This window comes from Enterobacter sp. 5-4 (assembly GCF_000612205.1).
Lineage (GTDB): Bacteria > Pseudomonadota > Gammaproteobacteria > Enterobacterales > Enterobacteriaceae > Enterobacter > Enterobacter roggenkampii.
Genome location: NZ_JFHW01000024.1, coordinates 18,180 through 36,150, shown reverse-complemented (window position 1 = coordinate 36,150; position 17,971 = coordinate 18,180). Strand labels below are relative to the sequence as shown.

General features: G+C 56.7%; 18 protein-coding genes. 17 read left to right on the top strand and 1 reads right to left on the bottom strand.

Going from position 1 to position 17,971, the window contains the following annotated elements:
* The first annotated feature begins 118 nt into the window (after positions 1–118).
* Together fabB and AA74_RS0115660 are read left to right on the top strand one after the other, a co-directional pair.
* Positions 119–1,336, top strand: a complete 1,218-nt coding sequence (fabB, locus tag AA74_RS0115665; protein ID WP_008502605.1) for a beta-ketoacyl-ACP synthase I — start codon at positions 119–121, stop codon at positions 1,334–1,336.
* Positions 1,337–1,543: 207 nt separating this feature from the next.
* Complete coding sequence (locus AA74_RS0115660; protein WP_025912741.1) at positions 1,544–2,722, top strand: MFS transporter; 1,179 nt, start codon at positions 1,544–1,546, stop codon at positions 2,720–2,722.
* Positions 2,723–2,812: 90 nt separating this feature from the next.
* Here the strand turns inward: AA74_RS0115660 and flk are convergent, their stop codons facing one another.
* Complete coding sequence (gene flk, locus AA74_RS0115655; RefSeq protein WP_008502603.1) at positions 2,813–3,817, bottom strand: flagella biosynthesis regulator Flk; 1,005 nt, start codon at positions 3,815–3,817, stop codon at positions 2,813–2,815.
* 113 nt (positions 3,818–3,930) lie between these two features.
* Here flk and pdxB point away from each other — a divergent pair, with 113 nt between their 5' ends.
* The 15 genes from pdxB (at position 3,931) to hisP (ending at position 17,952) form a co-directional block, all read left to right on the top strand.
* The gene (gene pdxB / locus AA74_RS0115650) at positions 3,931–5,067 is read left to right on the top strand and encodes a 4-phosphoerythronate dehydrogenase PdxB (protein ID WP_025912740.1); all 1,137 of its coding nucleotides are present in this window, start codon (positions 3,931–3,933) and stop codon (positions 5,065–5,067) included.
* A gap of 67 nt (positions 5,068–5,134) precedes the next feature.
* Positions 5,135–6,148, top strand: coding sequence for an aspartate-semialdehyde dehydrogenase (locus tag AA74_RS0115645; RefSeq protein WP_023325776.1), 1,014 nt, complete (start codon positions 5,135–5,137; stop codon positions 6,146–6,148).
* The gene (gene truA, locus AA74_RS0115640; RefSeq protein ID WP_021241572.1) at positions 6,148–6,960 is read left to right on the top strand and encodes a tRNA pseudouridine(38-40) synthase TruA; all 813 of its coding nucleotides are present in this window, start codon (positions 6,148–6,150) and stop codon (positions 6,958–6,960) included. Before AA74_RS0115645 ends, truA begins: the two co-directional genes overlap by 1 nt.
* A 28-nt stretch (positions 6,961–6,988) precedes the next feature.
* A complete protein-coding gene (locus AA74_RS0115635; RefSeq protein ID WP_008502599.1) occupies positions 6,989–7,648 on the top strand; it encodes a DedA family protein in 660 nt (219 codons plus the stop codon).
* A 154-nt stretch (positions 7,649–7,802) separates the two neighbouring features.
* A complete protein-coding gene (accD, locus tag AA74_RS0115630) occupies positions 7,803–8,708 on the top strand; it encodes an acetyl-CoA carboxylase, carboxyltransferase subunit beta (RefSeq protein WP_008502598.1) in 906 nt (301 codons plus the stop codon).
* A 70-nt stretch (positions 8,709–8,778) separates the two neighbouring features.
* Positions 8,779–10,047: a bifunctional tetrahydrofolate synthase/dihydrofolate synthase gene (gene folC / locus AA74_RS0115625; protein ID WP_023344599.1), complete on the top strand. Its 1,269-nt coding sequence runs from the start codon at positions 8,779–8,781 to the stop codon at positions 10,045–10,047.
* On the top strand, positions 10,037–10,735 hold the full coding sequence (gene dedD / locus AA74_RS0115620) for a cell division protein DedD (RefSeq protein WP_008502596.1): 699 nt from the start codon (positions 10,037–10,039) through the stop codon (positions 10,733–10,735). Before folC ends, dedD begins: the two co-directional genes overlap by 11 nt.
* A gap of 165 nt (positions 10,736–10,900) precedes the next feature.
* Positions 10,901–11,389: a colicin V production protein gene (gene cvpA / locus AA74_RS0115615; protein ID WP_000262116.1), complete on the top strand. Its 489-nt coding sequence runs from the start codon at positions 10,901–10,903 to the stop codon at positions 11,387–11,389.
* Between the two features lie 33 nt (positions 11,390–11,422).
* Positions 11,423–12,940, top strand: a complete 1,518-nt coding sequence (purF, locus tag AA74_RS0115610) for an amidophosphoribosyltransferase (protein WP_021241570.1) — start codon at positions 11,423–11,425, stop codon at positions 12,938–12,940.
* An 89-nt stretch (positions 12,941–13,029) separates the two neighbouring features.
* Entirely contained in the window at positions 13,030–13,599 is a 570-nt protein-coding gene (locus AA74_RS0115605; RefSeq protein WP_025912739.1) for a UbiX family flavin prenyltransferase, read from the top strand.
* Positions 13,600–13,890: 291 nt separating this feature from the next.
* A complete protein-coding gene (gene argT / locus AA74_RS0115600; protein WP_008502593.1) occupies positions 13,891–14,673 on the top strand; it encodes a lysine/arginine/ornithine ABC transporter substrate-binding protein ArgT in 783 nt (260 codons plus the stop codon).
* Between the two features lie 226 nt (positions 14,674–14,899).
* Positions 14,900–15,682 carry a histidine ABC transporter substrate-binding protein HisJ gene (gene hisJ, locus AA74_RS0115595; RefSeq protein WP_008502592.1) on the top strand — a complete coding sequence of 261 codons (783 nt, stop codon included), beginning with the start codon at positions 14,900–14,902 and terminating at the stop codon, positions 15,680–15,682.
* A gap of 88 nt (positions 15,683–15,770) precedes the next feature.
* Positions 15,771–16,457: a histidine ABC transporter permease HisQ gene (locus AA74_RS0115590; RefSeq protein WP_008502591.1), complete on the top strand. Its 687-nt coding sequence runs from the start codon at positions 15,771–15,773 to the stop codon at positions 16,455–16,457.
* The gene (locus AA74_RS0115585; RefSeq protein ID WP_025912738.1) at positions 16,454–17,170 is read left to right on the top strand and encodes an ABC transporter permease; all 717 of its coding nucleotides are present in this window, start codon (positions 16,454–16,456) and stop codon (positions 17,168–17,170) included. Before AA74_RS0115590 ends, AA74_RS0115585 begins: the two co-directional genes overlap by 4 nt.
* An 8-nt stretch (positions 17,171–17,178) precedes the next feature.
* Positions 17,179–17,952 carry a histidine ABC transporter ATP-binding protein HisP gene (gene hisP / locus AA74_RS0115580; RefSeq protein WP_014832781.1) on the top strand — a complete coding sequence of 258 codons (774 nt, stop codon included), beginning with the start codon at positions 17,179–17,181 and terminating at the stop codon, positions 17,950–17,952.
* Positions 17,953–17,971 lie beyond the last annotated feature (19 nt).

Below are 17,971 nucleotides of genomic sequence, written 5' to 3'. Positions count from 1 at the left end.
ATGTGAGTCCATCGGTGCAAATTTCCGCAGAAAATGTCTGATCGGACTTGTTCGGCGTACAAGTGTACGCTATTGTGCGACTCGAAACTTACTATAGTGCGACTTACAGAGGTATTGAATGAAACGTGCAGTGATTACTGGCCTGGGCATTGTTTCCAGCATCGGTAATAACCAGCAGGAAGTCCTGGCATCTCTGCGTGAAGGACGCTCCGGGATCACTTTCTCTGAAGAGTTTAAAGATTCAGGTATGCGTAGCCACGTATGGGGTAACGTCAAACTGGACACCACCGGTTTGATCGACCGCAAAGTGGTTCGTTTCATGAACGATGCCTCTATTTATGCTTATCTCTCCATGCAGGAAGCGATCAAAGATTCTGGCCTGAGCGAAGAGGTTTATCAGAACAACCCGCGCGTGGGTCTGATCGCCGGTTCCGGCGGCTCATCTAAAGCGCAGGTATTCGGTGCTGACGCCATGCGTAGCCCGCGTGGTCTGAAAGCGGTAGGTCCGTACGTGGTCACGAAAGCCATGGGTTCTGCGGTTTCCGCGTGTCTGGCGACCCCGTTCAAAATCCACGGTGTGAACTACTCCATCAGCTCCGCGTGTGCGACCTCCGCACACTGTATCGGTAACGCTGTTGAGCAGATCCAGCTGGGTAAACAGGACATCGTATTTGCTGGCGGCGGCGAAGAGCTGGGCTGGGAAATGGCCTGTGAATTCGACGCGATGGGCGCATTGTCCACCAAGTACAATGAGACCCCGGACAAAGCTTCCCGTACCTATGATGCGCACCGTGACGGTTTCGTTATCGCGGGCGGCGGCGGTATGGTTGTGGTTGAAGAGCTGGAGCACGCTCTGGCGCGCGGCGCGCACATCTATGCTGAGATCGTGGGCTACGGCGCAACGTCTGACGGCGCCGACATGGTTGCGCCATCCGGCGAAGGCGCGGTGCGCTGCATGAAGATGGCGATGCACGGCGTTGATACCCCAATCGACTACCTGAACTCTCACGGTACTTCTACGCCGGTAGGCGACGTGAAAGAGCTGGGTGCGATCCGTGAAGTCTTCGGCGACAACAGCCCGGCAATCTCCGCGACCAAAGCCATGACCGGTCACTCTCTGGGTGCGGCTGGCGTACAGGAAGCGATCTACTCTCTGCTGATGCTGGAAAACGGCTTTATCGCGCCAAGCATCAACATCGAAGAGATGGACGAGCAGGCTGCTGGCCTGAACATCGTGACCAAACCAACGGACGCGACGCTGACTACCGTCATGTCCAACAGCTTCGGTTTCGGCGGCACCAACGCCACGCTGGTCATGCGTAAGCTGAAAGCATAAGTTTTATGTTTGATTCGAAAGGGGAGCCATAAGGCTCCCTTTTTTATGCATTGACAAGCGGCTGATCTCACAGGCAAACTTCACCACTCAACATTATCCTCACGATAATGCGTAAGCGTTTAACGTCAACCAACGCACCTTAATCCTGATAATCAGGTAGAGGGGGCGTGGCATTTCCCCGCCTTACTCTTCATTTCGGAGTAAAGCATGACTGCAGTAACTCAAACAGAAACAACCCCTTCAGCGAACGTCTCGCTGTTCCGTATCGCCTTTGCGGTATTCCTGACCTATATGACCGTTGGCCTGCCGCTGCCGGTGATCCCGCTGTTCGTACACCAGGAGCTGGGCTATGGCAACACCATGGTCGGCATCGCCGTGGGCATTCAGTTTTTAGCCACGGTATTAACCCGCGGCTACGCCGGACGTCTGGCGGACCAGCACGGTGCCAAACGCTCGGCGCTGCAGGGGATGTTTGCCTGCGGGCTGGCGGGCGGCGCATGGCTGCTGGCGGCTCTATTGCCGGTCGATGCCGCGTATAAATTTGCGCTGCTGGTGCTGGGCCGTTTAATCCTGGGCTTTGGTGAAAGCCAGCTGCTGACCGGCACCCTGACCTGGGGAATGGGGCTGGTAGGGCCAGCACGTTCCGGCAAGGTGATGTCCTGGAACGGCATGGCCATCTACGGCGCGCTGGCCGCCGGGGCACCGCTTGGTCTGCTGATCAACAGCCAGTTCGGTTTTGCGGCGCTGGCTGCCACCACCATGGCGCTGCCGCTGGTGGCATGGGCGTTTAACGGCTCGGTGCGTAAGGTGCCCGCGCACAAAGGCGAGCGTCCTTCCCTGTGGAGCGTGGTCGGCCAAATCTGGCAGCCGGGCCTGGGCCTGGCGTTGCAGGGCGTGGGTTTTGCGGTGATTGGGACGTTCGTCTCGCTCTATTTTATGAGCCGCGGCTGGGCGATGGCCGGTTTTACGCTTACCGCGTTTGGCGGCGCGTTTGTGCTGATGCGCGTCTTCTTCGGCTGGATGCCGGATCGCTTTGGCGGCGTGAAGGTGGCGGTGGCGTCGCTGGTCATTGAAACCATCGGTCTTCTGCTGTTGTGGAATGCACCCGTGGCATCCGTTGCGCTGCTTGGTGCGGCGCTGACCGGCTGCGGCTGTTCTCTGATTTTCCCGGCACTCGGTGTAGAAGTGGTGAAGCGCGTGGCTCCGCAGGTGCGCGGGACGGCGCTCGGCGGCTATGCGGCGTTTCAGGATATCTCATACGGGGTAACCGGGCCGCTGGCCGGGGTGTTAGCCACCTCGTTTGGCTATCCGTCCGTCTTCCTGGCCGGTGCGGTTTCCGCGGTGGTGGGGATCGTGGTGACGCTGGTGGCGTTTCGCAGAACGTGAGTCGTTGTTGCCGGGTGGCGGCTGCGCCTTACCCGGCCTACGGTTCGAGCCGTTGTAGGCTAGGTAAGCGCAGCGCCACCGGGCAAAATATCAGGCAACCAGCCAGAAAATCGCCAGCGCAATCAGTAATGCAATAAACATCAATCCCGGACGCGCAGAAAGTGTTCTGAAGGTCTCCACGACCGGCGCAAACAGCGGGCTGTAGATCGGCTGAATATTTCTCACCTCCGGTACGCCGCCTTCGCGCTCGGCGCGGCGAACGAAGATCTGGTTGAGCAGATCCTGCACCTGCGCGGTAGTCAGTACCGTTTGCGGCGTGGCCTGCCAGTTCTGCTGGGCATAATCCCGAATCACCTCGAACTCGTGTGGCTCAAGCGGCTGTTTCAGTGCGGCCTGCACAGTATGCAGGGTAGGGGCGCTCTGGGTGCTGAGCGTCTGGCGTGCCTGGAGCCAGGTCACCAGATGGGTAAACTGTTTGGCCGGGATCAGCTCGCCTGCCTTCACGCCCGACAGTTCCAGCATGGATTGCCAGATAAGCTTCGTCGGCTCGCCGGTGGCCGCGGCCAGCTTCGTCACCATCTGCTTGAGCGTATTGTGCTCGGCGGGCAGCAGCGGACGCTCGGTCGCCGGGCGCACCTGCGGCTGCGGAATCGACAGCTCATTGTTCTGCAGCAGCGTCAGCACGGTTTTGAGCTGGTCGGGCGTAAGCTGGCCCAGCGCGGTCTGACCATACTGCTGGCGAATAAAATCACTCACAGCCTGGCGGTTATTTCCCTGGCCCAGCAGCTCCGTCAGCTGAGAAACAATCTGGCGCGTGGTGTGGTTCTGCTGCGCGGTCGTAATACGCTGGTTCAGATTTTGCTCGGCAGCGGGGAAATGACGCGACTGCAGCGGTGCGTCGTTCCTCACGCCTAAATCATGCTTCACCCCGGCCCAGACTTCCGCGTTTTGCTGCGAAGTCAGCGCAATCAGGCGCGTGATCAGTCGCTCCAGCACGGTGCGCTGTTGCGTGGATAGCGGTTGTTCACCGGCAACGTTTGGCGTGACAGGGCCTTCACCCGGAGGGCGTGGCGGCGTACCTGAAATGGGCTGCATCGTCAAAAATCCTTAAAGTCAAAACTCAGCGTAAACCTGGCAGACGTATATGCCTGGCGGCCAGATTATGGCACACTTGGCAGGTTTTCTTCCTCTCAAACAGGTACTCAGACGTGAAAATCCTCGTTGATGAAAATATGCCTTACGCCCGTGAGCTGTTTAGCCGCCTGGGTAACGTTAAGGCTGTTCCTGGTCGCCCGATCCCGGTCAACGAACTGGACGATGCCGACGCCCTGATGGTGCGCTCGGTGACCAAAGTAAATGAGGCGTTGCTCGCCGGTAAGGCGATTAAGTTCGTTGGGACCGCAACGGCAGGGACCGATCATGTGGATGATAAATGGCTGAAGCAGGCCGGAATCGGTTTCTCCGCCGCGCCGGGCTGTAACGCGATTGCCGTCGTGGAATACGTTTTCTCCTCGCTGCTGATGCTGGCCGAGCGCGACGGGTTTGCGCTGAAAGACCGCACCGTGGGGATTGTCGGCGTGGGTAACGTCGGCGGACGCCTGCAAAAGCGCCTGGAAGCGTTAGGGATCCGCACGTTGCTGTGCGATCCGCCGCGCAAAGACAACGGCGATGACGGGGATTTCCGTTCGCTGGACGAGCTGGTTGAACAGTGCGACGTGCTGACGTTCCACACGCCGCTGTTTAAAGAGGGGCCATATAAGTCTCTGCATCTGGCCGATGAGGCGTTAATTCGCCGTCTGAAGGCTGGCACTATTCTGATAAATGCCTGCCGTGGTCCGGTAGTCGATAACGCCGCGCTGCTGACGTGTCTAAACGAAGGACAAAACCTCAGCGTGGTGCTGGACGTCTGGGAGCCGGAGCCGGACCTCAACGTTGAACTGCTAAATAAGGTTGATGTGGGCACGGCGCATATCGCTGGTTATACCCTCGAAGGGAAAGCCCGCGGTACGACGCAGGTCTTCGAAGCCTACAGCGCCTTTATCGGCCATCCGCAGCAGGTGGCGCTGGATACCTTACTCCCCGCGCCTGAATTTGGCCGCATTACCCTTCACGGCCCGCTCGATCAGGCAACGCTGAAAAGGCTGGTGCATTTGGTGTATGATGTGCGCCGCGATGATGCGCTGCTGCGTAAAGTGGCGGGGATCCCGGGTGAGTTTGATAAGCTGCGCAAGAACTACGTTGAGCGCCGCGAGTGGTCTTCCCTCTATGTGATGTGCGACGACGCGTCGGCGGCGACGCTGCTGCACAAGCTGGGGTTTAACGCCGTTCATCACCCGGCGCATTAATGTCTTCTTAATGCTCCCTGTCGGATACTCCGACAGGGACGCTTTTTTATTTCTGGAGTAAACCACCATGTCTGAAGGCTGGAACATTGCCATTTTAGGTGCCACGGGTGCCGTGGGCGAAGCCCTGCTCGAAACGCTTGCTGAGCGTCAGTTCCCGGTGGGCGATATCTATGCGCTGGCGCGAACGGATAGCGCGGGTGAGCATCTGCGTTTTAACAATAAATCCGTCATGGTTCAGGATGCGGCGGCGTTCGACTGGACGCAGGCGCAGCTGGCGTTTTTCGCCGCGGGCGCTGAAGCCACTGCGGCGTACGTTGAAGAGGCGACCAACGCAGGCTGTCTGGTCATCGATCTGAGCGGTCTGTTCTCCATGGAGCCGGATGTGCCGCTGGTGGTGCCGGACGTGAACCCGTTTGTACTGGCTGACTACCGCAACCGTAACGTCATTGCGGTACCGAACAGCCTGACCAGCCAGCTGCTGACCGCCCTGAAACCGCTGATCGACGACGGCGGCCTGTCGCGCATTACCGTGACCAGCCTGCTGTCCGCGTCCGCAAACGGCAAAAAGGCCGTTGACGCGCTGGCCGGGCAGAGCGCGAAGCTGCTGAACGGTATCCCGATTGACGAAGATGATTTCTTTGGCCGCCAGCTGGCGTTCAACATGCTGCCGCTGCTGCCGGACCGCGAGGGCTCCGTGCGCGAAGAGCGTCGTATCGTTGATGAGGTGCGTAAAATTCTGCAGGACGATGGCCTGATGATCTCCGCAAGCGTCGTGCAGTCCCCGGTCTTCTACGGTCACGCGCAGATGGTCGGCTTTGAAGCGCTGCGTCCCCTGGCGGCAGAAGAGGCGCGCGATGCGTTTGGCCGCGGGGAAGACATCGTCCTCTCTGAAGAGAGCGAGTTCCCGACGCAGGTAGGCGACGCCACCGGTAGCGCGCATCTTTCCGTTGGCTGCGTGCGTAACGACTACGGTATGCCGGAGCAGGTTCAGTTCTGGTCCGTTGCCGACAACGTTCGTTTTGGCGGCGCGCTGATGGCGGTCAAGATCGCCGAGAAACTGGTGCAGGAGTACCTGTACTGATGTCAGACGTGGAACAAAAGCCGGTTCATAAAATTGCCCTCGGTATTGAGTACGATGGCAGTAAATATTATGGCTGGCAGCGTCAGAATGAGGTGCGCAGCGTCCAGGAGAAACTGGAGAAAGCGCTCTCTCAGGTGGCAAACGAGCCGATTAACGTCCTGTGCGCAGGCCGGACGGACGCGGGCGTTCACGGCACGGGGCAGGTGGTGCACTTTGAGACCACTGCCGTGCGTAAGGATGCCGCCTGGACGCTGGGTGTAAATGCGAATTTGCCTGGTGACATTGCGGTGCGTTGGGTGAAAGCTGTGCCGGATGATTTTCATGCGCGTTTCAGCGCCACCGCGCGTCGTTACCGTTATGTCATCTACAACCAGCGTCTGCGTCCGGCGGTGTTAAGCCAGGGCGTGACGCATTTTTATGAACCGCTCGATGCGGAACGCATGCATCGCGCGGCGCAGTGTCTGATTGGTGAAAATGACTTTACCTCGTTTCGTGCGGTGCAGTGTCAGTCCCGCACGCCGTGGCGTAATGTCATGCACATTCACGTCAGCCGTTTTGGCGCGTATGTGGTGGTGGATATCAAAGCCAATGCCTTTGTACATCATATGGTGCGGAATATTGTGGGCAGCCTGATGGAAGTGGGTGCCGGACACCAGCCGGAGAGCTGGATTGCAGACCTGCTGGCAGCGAAGGACAGAACGCTTGCGGCAGCCACGGCGAAAGCGGAAGGGCTGTATCTGGTCTCGGTAGACTATCCGGATCGGTTTGACCTGCCGAAACCGCCAATGGGGCCGCTGTTTTTAGCGGACTAAACAAAGGTGCAATTAAGGCTTAGACAATATGGACGTAATTCGTTTTTTGATTGATTTCATCCTGCATATTGATGTTCACCTGGCAGAGCTGGTCGCGCAGTATGGCGTCTGGGTTTATGCCATTCTGTTCCTCATTCTGTTCTGTGAAACCGGGCTGGTTGTCACGCCGTTCCTGCCGGGCGATTCACTGCTGTTTGTCGCCGGGGCTTTATCGGCGCTGCCCACCAACGATCTGAATGTGCATCTTATGGTGGTGCTGATGGTGATTGCCGCCATCGTCGGTGATGCGGTCAACTACACGATTGGACGCGTATTCGGTGAGCGGCTGTTCAGCAATCCCGATTCAAAAATTTTCCGTCGCAGCTATTTAGATAAAACTCATGCGTTTTATGAACGCCATGGCGGAAAAACCATTATCCTTGCGCGCTTTGTGCCTATTGTGCGTACATTTGCACCGTTTGTGGCGGGAATGGGACATATGTCCTATCGTCATTTTGCCATGTATAACGTCGTGGGGGCGCTGCTTTGGGTACTGCTGTTTACCTATGCGGGTTACCTGTTTGGCGATCTCCCGGTGGTTCAGGAAAATCTTAAGTTACTGATTGTAGCGATTATTGTGCTTTCCGTACTGCCGGGCGTTATCGAAATCATTCGTCACAAACGTGCGGCGGCAAAGCAAGCGAAGTAAATGCACGCTGGCGGTTCGACCACTTTTTTATCCAAAGTTTCGGGCTGTTATGTTTTAATGTGCAACATTCATGGTCTGTTGGAGGCAAAAATGGCATTATTCGCCTCTTATAGCAAAACTGGCATACGACCAGGTTCAGGCAGAAAGGTTATCAATGAGCTGGATTGAACGAATTAAAAGCAACATTACCCCAACGCGTAAAGCGAGCATTCCTGAAGGGGTATGGACGAAGTGTGATAGCTGCGGCCAGGTTCTGTATCGCGCAGAGCTGGAGCGCAACCTTGAGGTGTGTCCGAAGTGTGACCATCATATGCGTATGTCGGCGCGCAACCGCCTGCATAGCCTGCTGGACGAAGGTTCTCTGGTAGAACTGGGCAGCGAGCTTGAGCCAAAAGACGTGCTGAAGTTCCGCGACTCCAAAAAATATAAAGATCGTCTGGCCTCCGCACAGAAAGAGACCGGCGAGAAAGACGCGCTGGTCGTCATGAAAGGCACCCTGCATGGGATGCCGGTTGTTGCCGCTGCGTTTGAGTTCTCCTTTATGGGCGGCTCAATGGGCTCCGTGGTCGGTGCGCGCTTCGTGCGTGCCGTTGAGCAGGCGCTGGAAGACAACTGTCCGCTGATCTGCTTCTCTGCCTCCGGCGGAGCACGTATGCAGGAAGCCCTGATGTCCCTGATGCAGATGGCTAAAACCTCTGCAGCGCTGGCGAAGATGCAGGAGCGCGGTCTGCCGTACATCTCCGTGCTGACCGACCCAACCATGGGCGGCGTCTCCGCGAGCTTCGCGATGCTGGGCGACCTGAACGTCGCTGAGCCAAAAGCGCTGATCGGCTTTGCGGGTCCTCGCGTTATCGAGCAGACCGTTCGTGAAAAACTGCCGCCGGGATTCCAGCGCAGTGAGTTCCTCATTGAGAAAGGCGCCATCGACATGATCGTCCGCCGTCCGGAAATGCGCCTGAAGCTGGCGCGCATCCTGGCGAAGCTGATGAATCTGCCAGCGCCGAACCCGGATGAGCCGCGTGAAGGCGTGGTGGTACCGGATCAGGAACCCGAGGCCTGATAACTGAAAAGGGCAGGGCCGGTTGGCGCTGCCCTTTTGCTTTCTAATCTGTTAATGACAACCGGGCATTATGGAAAATAAAAGCATTCCCCAAGCCACGTCGCCCCTGGCCGCGTGGCTTTCTTATCTGGAAAACCTGCACAGTAAAACCATCGATATGGGGCTTGAGCGCGTAAGCCAGGTTGCTGCGCGTCTTGATGTGCTGAAACCGGCGCCTTTCGTGTTCACCGTCGCAGGCACCAACGGCAAAGGTACCACCTGCCGCACGCTGGAATCCGTCCTGATGGCGGCGGGCTACAGGGTCGGCGTGTACAGCTCGCCACATCTGGTACGCTACACCGAGCGGGTTCGTGTGCAGAACCGCGAGCTGCCGGAGTCGGCGCATACGGCATCGTTCGCGGAAATTGAAGCCGCGCGCGGAGAGACCTCATTAACCTATTTTGAATACGGCACTCTGTCGGCCCTGTGGCTGTTCAAACAGGCCCAGCTGGACGTGGTGATCCTTGAGGTTGGTCTTGGCGGACGTCTTGATGCGACCAATATCGTCGATGCAGACGTGGCGGTAGTGACCAGCATCGCGCTGGATCATATCGACTGGCTGGGGCCCGATCGTGAAAGCATTGGCCGCGAGAAGGCCGGTATTTTCCGGGCAAATAAACCTGCCGTGGTGGGCGAGCCGGACATGCCGCACACCATTGCTGACGTGGCGAACGAAAAGGGCGCACAGCTGCTGCGCCGCGGCGTTGACTGGCAGTATGAGGTTCAGGACAACGGCTGGCGCTTTAGCGACGCGCAGGGGGCGCTGGATAACCTGCCGCTGCCGCAGGTCCCGCAGCCAAACGCGGCAACCGCGCTGGCGGCACTGCGCGCCAGCAGTCTCATGGTCAGCGAACAGGCGATCCGCGAGGGTATACAAAACGCGATTCTGCCAGGACGTTTCCAGATTGTGAGCGAGTCACCGCGCCTGATTCTGGATGTGGCGCACAACCCCCACGCGGCGGCGTATCTCGCGGGACGTCTCAAATCGCTACCAAAAACCGGGCGCGTGCTGGCGGTTATCGGTATGCTTCATGATAAAGATATCGGCGGGACGCTGGCCTGCATGGAGAGTGTGGTCGATAGCTGGTATTGTGCTCCTCTGGAGGGGCCACGCGGCGCGACGGCTGAGCAGCTGATGGAACATCTCGGCAAAGGCGCAATCTACAGTAGCGTGGCGCAGGCCTGGCATGCCGCGATGGCGGAGGCTAAACCAGAAGATACCGTGCTGGTGTGTGGTTCATTCCACACGGTGGCACATGTCATGGAAGTGATGGACGCGGGGAGAACCGGTGGCGAGTAAGTTTCAGAACCGTTTAACAGGAACCATTGTGCTGGTCGCGCTCGGGGTGATTATTCTTCCCGGGCTGCTCGACGGGCAGAAAAAGCATTATCAGGATGAGTTTGCCGCGATTCCGCTGGTGCCGAAACCGGGCGACCGCGATGAGCCGGATATGCTGCCCGCGGCGACGCAGGCGCTGCCTGCTCAGCCTCCGGAAGGGGCGGCGGAAGAGGTGCGCGCGGGCGATGCCGCCGCACCGTCGCTCGATCCATCTCGCCTGGCGGCCACGAGCAACAGCGATATCGATCCTGTGCCGGTCGAGCAGCCTAAACCGGTTGAAAAACCGAAGCCGGTTGAGAAGCCGCAGCCGAAACCGCAGCGTGATAAAGCGGCAGAACAGCTCGCCGCAGCGTCAGAGACGCCTCCGCCAGCAAAACCGACGCAGCAGGACGCTGCTGCCCCAACGGGCAAAGCCTACGTGGTGCAGCTCGGTGCGCTGAAAAATGCGGACAAGGTGAATGAGGTGGTGGGTAAACTGCGCAGTGCGGGATATCGTGTTTACACTTCACCTTCCACGCCGGTGCAGGGTAAAATTACCCGTATCCTCGTGGGGCCAGAAGCGTCTAAAGACAAACTGAAAGGGTCGCTGGGTGAGCTGAAGCAGATCTCCGGCCTGAGCGGTGTGGTGATGGGCTACAGCGCGAACTAAGTACGACCTGCTCCTGTAAGAGAGAGGCGATAAGCCACGGCGTTGAACATTTTTTCAGCGCCTTTTTTATTTACGCGCGGGAAGGAAATCCCTACGCAAACGTTTTCTTTTTCTGTTAGAATTCGCCCCGAACTGGATGACAGGGCGTTTAATCGTGGGACACATATGGTCTGGATTGATTACGCCATCATTGCGGTGATTGGTTTTTCCTGTCTGGTTAGCCTGATCCGTGGCTTTGTTCGTGAAGCGTTATCGCTGGTGACCTGGGGTTGTGCTTTCTTTGTCGCCAGTCATTACTACACTTACCTGTCTGTCTGGTTCACGGGCTTTGAAGATGAACTGGTCCGAAATGGAATCGCCATCGCGGTGCTGTTTATCGCGACGCTGATTGTTGGCGCTATCGTCAATTACGTGATAGGTCAGCTGGTCGAGAAAACCGGTCTGTCAGGAACGGACAGGGTACTCGGGATCTGTTTCGGGGCGTTGCGAGGCGTGCTGATTGTGGCCGCGATCCTGTTCTTCCTGGATACCTTTACCGGGTTCTCCAAAAGTGAAGACTGGCAGAAATCGCAGCTCATTCCAGAGTTCAGCTTCATCATCAGATGGTTCTTTGACTATCTGCAAAGCTCGTCGAGTTTTTTGCCCAGGGCATAAACCCTGAGATGTGGCTTAACGAGGAAAAGACGAATGTGCGGTATTGTCGGTATCGCCGGTTTCATGCCGGTAAACCAGTCGATTTATGACGCGTTAACGGTGCTTCAGCACCGTGGGCAGGATGCTGCGGGTATCATCACCATTGATGCAAACAACTGCTTCCGTTTACGCAAGGCGAATGGCCTGGTAAACGATGTGTTTGAAGCCCGCCATATGCAGCGTCTGCAAGGTAATATGGGGATCGGTCACGTTCGTTATCCTACCGCTGGCAGTTCCAGCGCCTCTGAGGCACAGCCTTTCTACGTCAACTCACCGTATGGCATCACCCTTGCCCATAACGGCAACCTGACCAACGCGCATGAACTGCGCAAAAAGCTGTTCGAAGAGAAACGTCGCCACATTAACACCACCTCTGATTCTGAAATCCTGCTCAACGTGTTCGCCAGCGAGCTGGATAACTTCCGTCACTATCCGCTGGAAGCGGACAACATTTTTGCCGCGATTGCCGCGACAAACCGTCAGATCCGCGGCGCGTACGCCTGCGTGGCGATGATCATCGGTCACGGCATGGTGGCCTTCCGCGATCCAAACGGCATTCGTCCGCTGGTGCTCGGCAAGCGCGACCTCGGCGATGGCCGTACCGAATATATGGTTGCCTCTGAAAGCGTGGCGCTGGATACCCTGGGCTTCGAATTCCTGCGCGACGTTGCGCCGGGCGAAGCGGTGTATATCACCGAGAAGGGCCAGCTGTTTACCCGCCAGTGTGCCGACAACCCGGTCAGCAACCCGTGCCTGTTTGAATACGTCTATTTCGCCCGTCCGGACTCGTTTATCGATAAGATCTCCGTCTACAGCGCCCGCGTGAACATGGGAACCAAGCTGGGTGAGAAGATTGCCCGCGAGTGGGACGATCTCGACATCGACGTGGTGATTCCTATCCCGGAAACCTCCTGCGATATCGCGCTGGAGATCGCCCGCATTCTGGATAAGCCATACCGTCAGGGCTTCGTGAAGAACCGCTACGTTGGCCGCACCTTCATCATGCCGGGGCAGCATCTGCGCCGTAAGTCCGTGCGCCGCAAGCTGAACGCTAACCGCGCGGAATTCCGCGACAAGAATGTTCTGCTGGTGGATGACTCCATCGTTCGCGGTACCACCTCTGAGCAGATTATCGAGATGGCACGCGAAGCGGGTGCGAAGAAAGTCTATCTGGCCTCTGCTGCGCCGGAGATTCGCTTCCCGAACGTGTACGGTATTGATATGCCAACCGCCAACGAGCTGATCGCTCATGGCCGTGAAGTGGATGAAATTCGCCAGATCATCGGTGCTGACGGCCTGATTTTCCAGGACCTGAACGATCTCATCGACGCGGTGCGTGCCGAGAATCCGGAAATTCAGCAGTTTGAATGCTCCGTGTTCAACGGCATTTACGTGACCAAAGACGTTGACCAGCAGTACCTCGACTATCTTGATTCGCTGCGCAACGACGACGCCAAAGCCGTTCAGCTGCAAAACGATCTCGAAAGCCTAGAGATGCACAACGAAGGTTGATGTTCCGGCAGGTGAGGGCGTATGCCCTCACTTGCAACTCCCCGCAAAATCCTGCACAGTCTGCCCTGAAATCAGTAAGGGCGAAAATCATGAAACGACTCATAGTTGGGCTCAGCGGTGCCAGCGGTGCGATTTACGGCGTACGTTTGCTACAGGTTCTGCGTAACGTGGCGGACGTCGAAACCCATCTGGTGATGAGCCAGGCGGCGCGGCAGACCCTCTCTCTGGAAACCGATCTCACCCTGCGCGATGTTCAGGCGCTTGCGGATATCGTTCACGATGCCCGTGATATCGCCGCCAGCATCTCCTCAGGCTCGTTTAAAACCGCCGGCATGGCGATCCTGCCCTGTTCAATTAAAACGCTCTCCGGCATTGTGAACAGCTATAGCGACACCCTGGTGACGCGTGCGGCGGATGTGGTGCTGAAGGAGCGGCGTCCTCTGGTGCTGTGCGTGCGGGAAACGCCGCTGCACCTGGGCCATCTGCGCTTAATGACGCAGGCTGCTGAGCTGGGGGCTGTCATCATGCCGCCGGTGCCCGCGTTCTACCATCGTCCGCAAACGCTGGACGACATTATCAACCAGACCGTTAACCGCGTACTCGATCAGTTCGACATCGACCTGCCCGAGGATCTCTTCACCCGCTGGCAGGGTGCCTGAATCTGTGCACATAGCCGGTGCATGAAAAGACACGTTGCCCTGTTTCAGGGCAATTATGCAACGGCGATCATATCCTCGACATTTAATTCGTTTTTTCCCTTTTTCTCTCTCCGGTTCGTTCGGCAGACCTGCTATCTTTCACCATTAAGGCAGTATCGCAACGTTTTATTAACATATTTAACGTCGAAGTTTTAACCAGACGGCAATGTGGCATAAGACCTGCAAGATGAAGCCTGCAACACAACACACAACACAATACATAATAAAATCACGGTACTTGAGGGTAAATGTATGAAGAAGACGGTTCTGGCTCTGTCTTTGCTGGTGGGGTTAAGTGCGGCAGCAGGTAGCTACGCAGCGCTTCCACAGACGGTTCGTATCGGTACAGACGCAACCTACGCGCCATTCTCTTCCAAGGATGCGAAAGGCGATTTCGTGGGGTTTGATATCGATCTGGGTAATGAAATGTGCAAACGCATTGCGGTGAAATGCACATGGGTGGGCAGCGACTTTGACGCGTTAATCCCGTCGCTGAAAGCCAAGAAAATCGACGCCATTATCTCTTCTCTTTCCATCACTGAAAAACGCCAGCAGGAGATTGCCTTCTCTGACAAGCTCTACGCCGCGGATTCTCGCCTGATTGCGCCTAAAGGCTCCCCGATTAAGCCCACCATCGACTCGCTGAAGGGCAAGCATGTCGGCGTGCTTCAGGGCTCGACGCAGGAAGGCTATGCCAATGCTAACTGGCGTGAGAAGGGCGTAGACGTGGTGGCTTACCAGAACCAGGATCTGATTTACTCTGACCTGGCGGCAGGCCGTCTGGATGCGGCATTCCAGGATGAAGTCGCTGCGAGCGAAGGCTTCCTGAAGCAGCCTGCGGGTAAAGACTACGCGTTTGCAGGCCCGTCGGTGAAAGATAAAAAGTACTTTGGCGACGGCACCGGGATTGGCCTGCGTAAGGATGATACCGAGCTGAAAGCCGCCTTCGACAAAGCCTTTGCAGAGCTGCGTAAAGACGGTACTTACGACAAACTGGCGAAGAAATACTTCGACTTCAACGTATACGGTGAATAACACCTGGCGGTGACGCACCGGAAAGGTGCGTTACGGGAGCGGTTGACCCAATACGGTGCATTTGATGCACTGTATTGGGTCGCTGTGTGCATACTTACGCATTAATAATGCAAAAATTCCCGCTGGAAAGGCATTAATCTTTGCCTGACTGAGGGGATTAATGGCACATTAGCACCACCCCGTCGTCGTAAAAATCCCGTATGAAGACAGTTTGTTGAGGACAAATATGAAAAAACTCGTGTTGTCATTATCACTGGTACTGGCCTTTTCCAGCGCCACCGCGGCATTCGCAGCTATTCCGCAGAAAATTCGAATTGGTACCGACCCTACCTATGCGCCGTTCGAATCGAAGAATTCAAAGGGTGAACTGGTCGGTTTTGACATCGATCTGGCCAATGAGCTGTGCAAACGCATCAAAGCACAGTGTACCTACGTTGAGAACCCGCTGGATGCGCTAATCCCATCCCTGAAAGCGAAAAAAATCGACGTAATCATGTCCTCCCTCTCCATCACTGAAAAACGCCAGCAGGAGATTGCCTTCACCGACAAACTCTACGCGGCCGATTCACGTCTGGTGGTGGCGAAATCGTCTGATATTCAGCCAACGCTGGAATCGCTGAAGGGCAAACGCGTGGGCGTGCTGCAGGGTACCACTCAGGAAACCTACGGCAACGAGCACTGGGCACCGAAGGGGATTGAAATTGTCTCCTATCAGGGCCAGGAAAATATCTACGCTGACCTGACGGCAGGCCGTATTGATGCCGCATTCCAGGATGAAGTCGCGGCTAGCGAAGGCTTCCTGAAAACGCCGGTAGGTAAAGATTACAAGTTTGGCGGCCCGTCTATTAAGGACGTGAAGTTGTTTGGTGTGGGCACCGGTATGGGCCTGCGCAAAGAAGACAACGAACTGCGTGAGGCGCTGAACAAGGCGTTCGCTGAAATGCGCGCAGACGGCACGTACGACAAGCTGGCGAAAAAATACTTTGATTTTAATGTTTACGGCGGCTAATCGCCCCGTCATATAACGTGCGGCCCCTCCCACGGCGGGAGGGGAAAAGACACGGTTCCACCACTCACGATACGACAGGGCTCGCGGTATGCTGTACGGATTTTCTGGCGTTATTTTACAGGGCGCGCTTGTCACCCTTGAGCTGGCTATCAGCTCCGTGGTGCTGGCGGTGCTGATAGGTCTGGCAGGCGCAGGGGCGAAGCTTTCAGCTAACAAACCGCTGGCGCTAATCTTTGAAGGCTACACCACGCTCATTCGCGGCGTTCCCGATCTGGTGCTGATGCTGCTGATCTTTTACGGTCTGCAGATTGCGCTTAACGGCATTACTGACGCGATGGGCATGGGACAAATTGATATCGACCCGATGGTGGCCGGTATTATTACCCTCGGTTTTATCTACGGCGCCTACTTCACTGAAACCTTCCGCGGTGCTTACATGGCCGTGCCGAAAGGTCACATTGAGGCGGCAACCGCATTTGGTTTTACCTCATCACAAACGTTTCGTCGGATTATGTTCCCGGCCATGATGCGCTACGCGCTGCCGGGCATCGGGAACAACTGGCAGGTTATCCTCAAAGCGACAGCGCTGGTCTCGCTGCTCGGTCTGGAAGACGTCGTGAAAGCGACTCAGCTGGCGGGTAAGAGCACCTGGGAGCCGTTCTATTTTGCGGTGGTCTGTGGCGTGATTTATCTGGTCTTTACGACCGTCTCCAATGGTGTGCTGCTTCTGCTGGAGCGTCGCTACTCCGTGGGTGTGAAGAGGGCTGACCTGTGATTGAGATTATTCAGGAATACTGGAAATCGCTGCTGTGGACAGATGGCTACCGCTTTACCGGCGTGGCGATTACGCTCTGGCTGCTGATCTCCTCCGTGGTAATGGGCGGTATTCTGGCGGTGTTTCTCGCCATTGGCCGCGTCTCGAACAATAAATTTATCCAGTTCCCGATCTGGCTGTTCACCTACATCTTTCGCGGTACGCCGCTGTACGTGCAGCTGCTGGTGTTCTACTCGGGAATGTACACGCTTGAGATCGTAAAAGGCACTGAGATGCTGAATGCGTTCTTCCGCAGCGGTCTGAACTGTACGGTGCTGGCGTTGACGCTCAACACCTGCGCCTACACCACGGAGATTTTCGCGGGGGCGATTCGTTCTGTTCCTTACGGTGAAATTGAAGCAGCCCGGGCCTACGGCTTCTCGTCGGTGAAACTCTACCGCTGCATCATTCTGCCATCGGCCCTGCGTATCGCGTTACCGGCCTACAGTAACGAAGTGATTTTGATGCTGCACTCGACTGCGCTCGCCTTTACCGCGACGGTGCCGGACCTGCTCAAAATAGCGCGCGATATTAACTCCGCAACCTATCAGCCGTTTACCGCGTTTGGCATTGCGGCGGTGCTCTATTTAATTATCTCTTATGTTCTGATTAGCCTGTTCCGTAAGGCTGAAAAACGCTGGTTGCAGCATATAAAACCTTCTTCGACGCACTGAGAAAGATGATGGCTGAGAACAAATTAAACGTAATTGATTTGCACAAACGCTACGGCGAACATGAAGTGCTGAAAGGGGTGTCGCTGCAGGCGAATGCGGGCGACGTGATCAGTATCATCGGCTCATCCGGCTCGGGAAAAAGTACCTTCCTGCGCTGCATCAATTTCCTCGAAAAGCCGAGTGAAGGCTCAATTGTGGTGAGCGGGCAGAATATCAACCTGGTGCGTGACAAAGACGGCCAGCTGAAGGTGGCAGACAAGAACCAGCTGCGCCTGCTGCGTACTCGCCTGACGATGGTATTCCAGCACTTTAACCTCTGGAGCCACATGACGGTGCTGGAGAACGTGATGGAAGCACCGGTTCAGGTGCTGGGCCTGAGCAAGCATGAAGCCCGCGAGCGCGCGGTGAAATACCTGGCGAAAGTGGGTATCGACGAACGCCAGCAGATGAAATACCCGGTGCATCTCTCCGGCGGTCAGCAGCAGCGTGTCTCTATCGCCCGCGCGCTGGCGATGGAGCCCGAGGTGCTGCTGTTCGACGAACCGACCTCCGCGCTGGACCCTGAACTCGTTGGCGAAGTGCTGCGCATCATGCAGAAGCTGGCCGAAGAGGGCAAAACGATGGTGGTGGTGACGCACGAGATGGGCTTCGCCCGTAACGTCTCGAACCACGTGATTTTCCTGCATCAGGGGAAAATTGAAGAGCAGGGCCACCCGGACGAGGTGCTGGCAAACCCGCAAAGCCCGCGTTTGCAGCAGTTCCTTAAAGGCTCTCTGAAGTAAGAGGGCATCAGACCGCAGT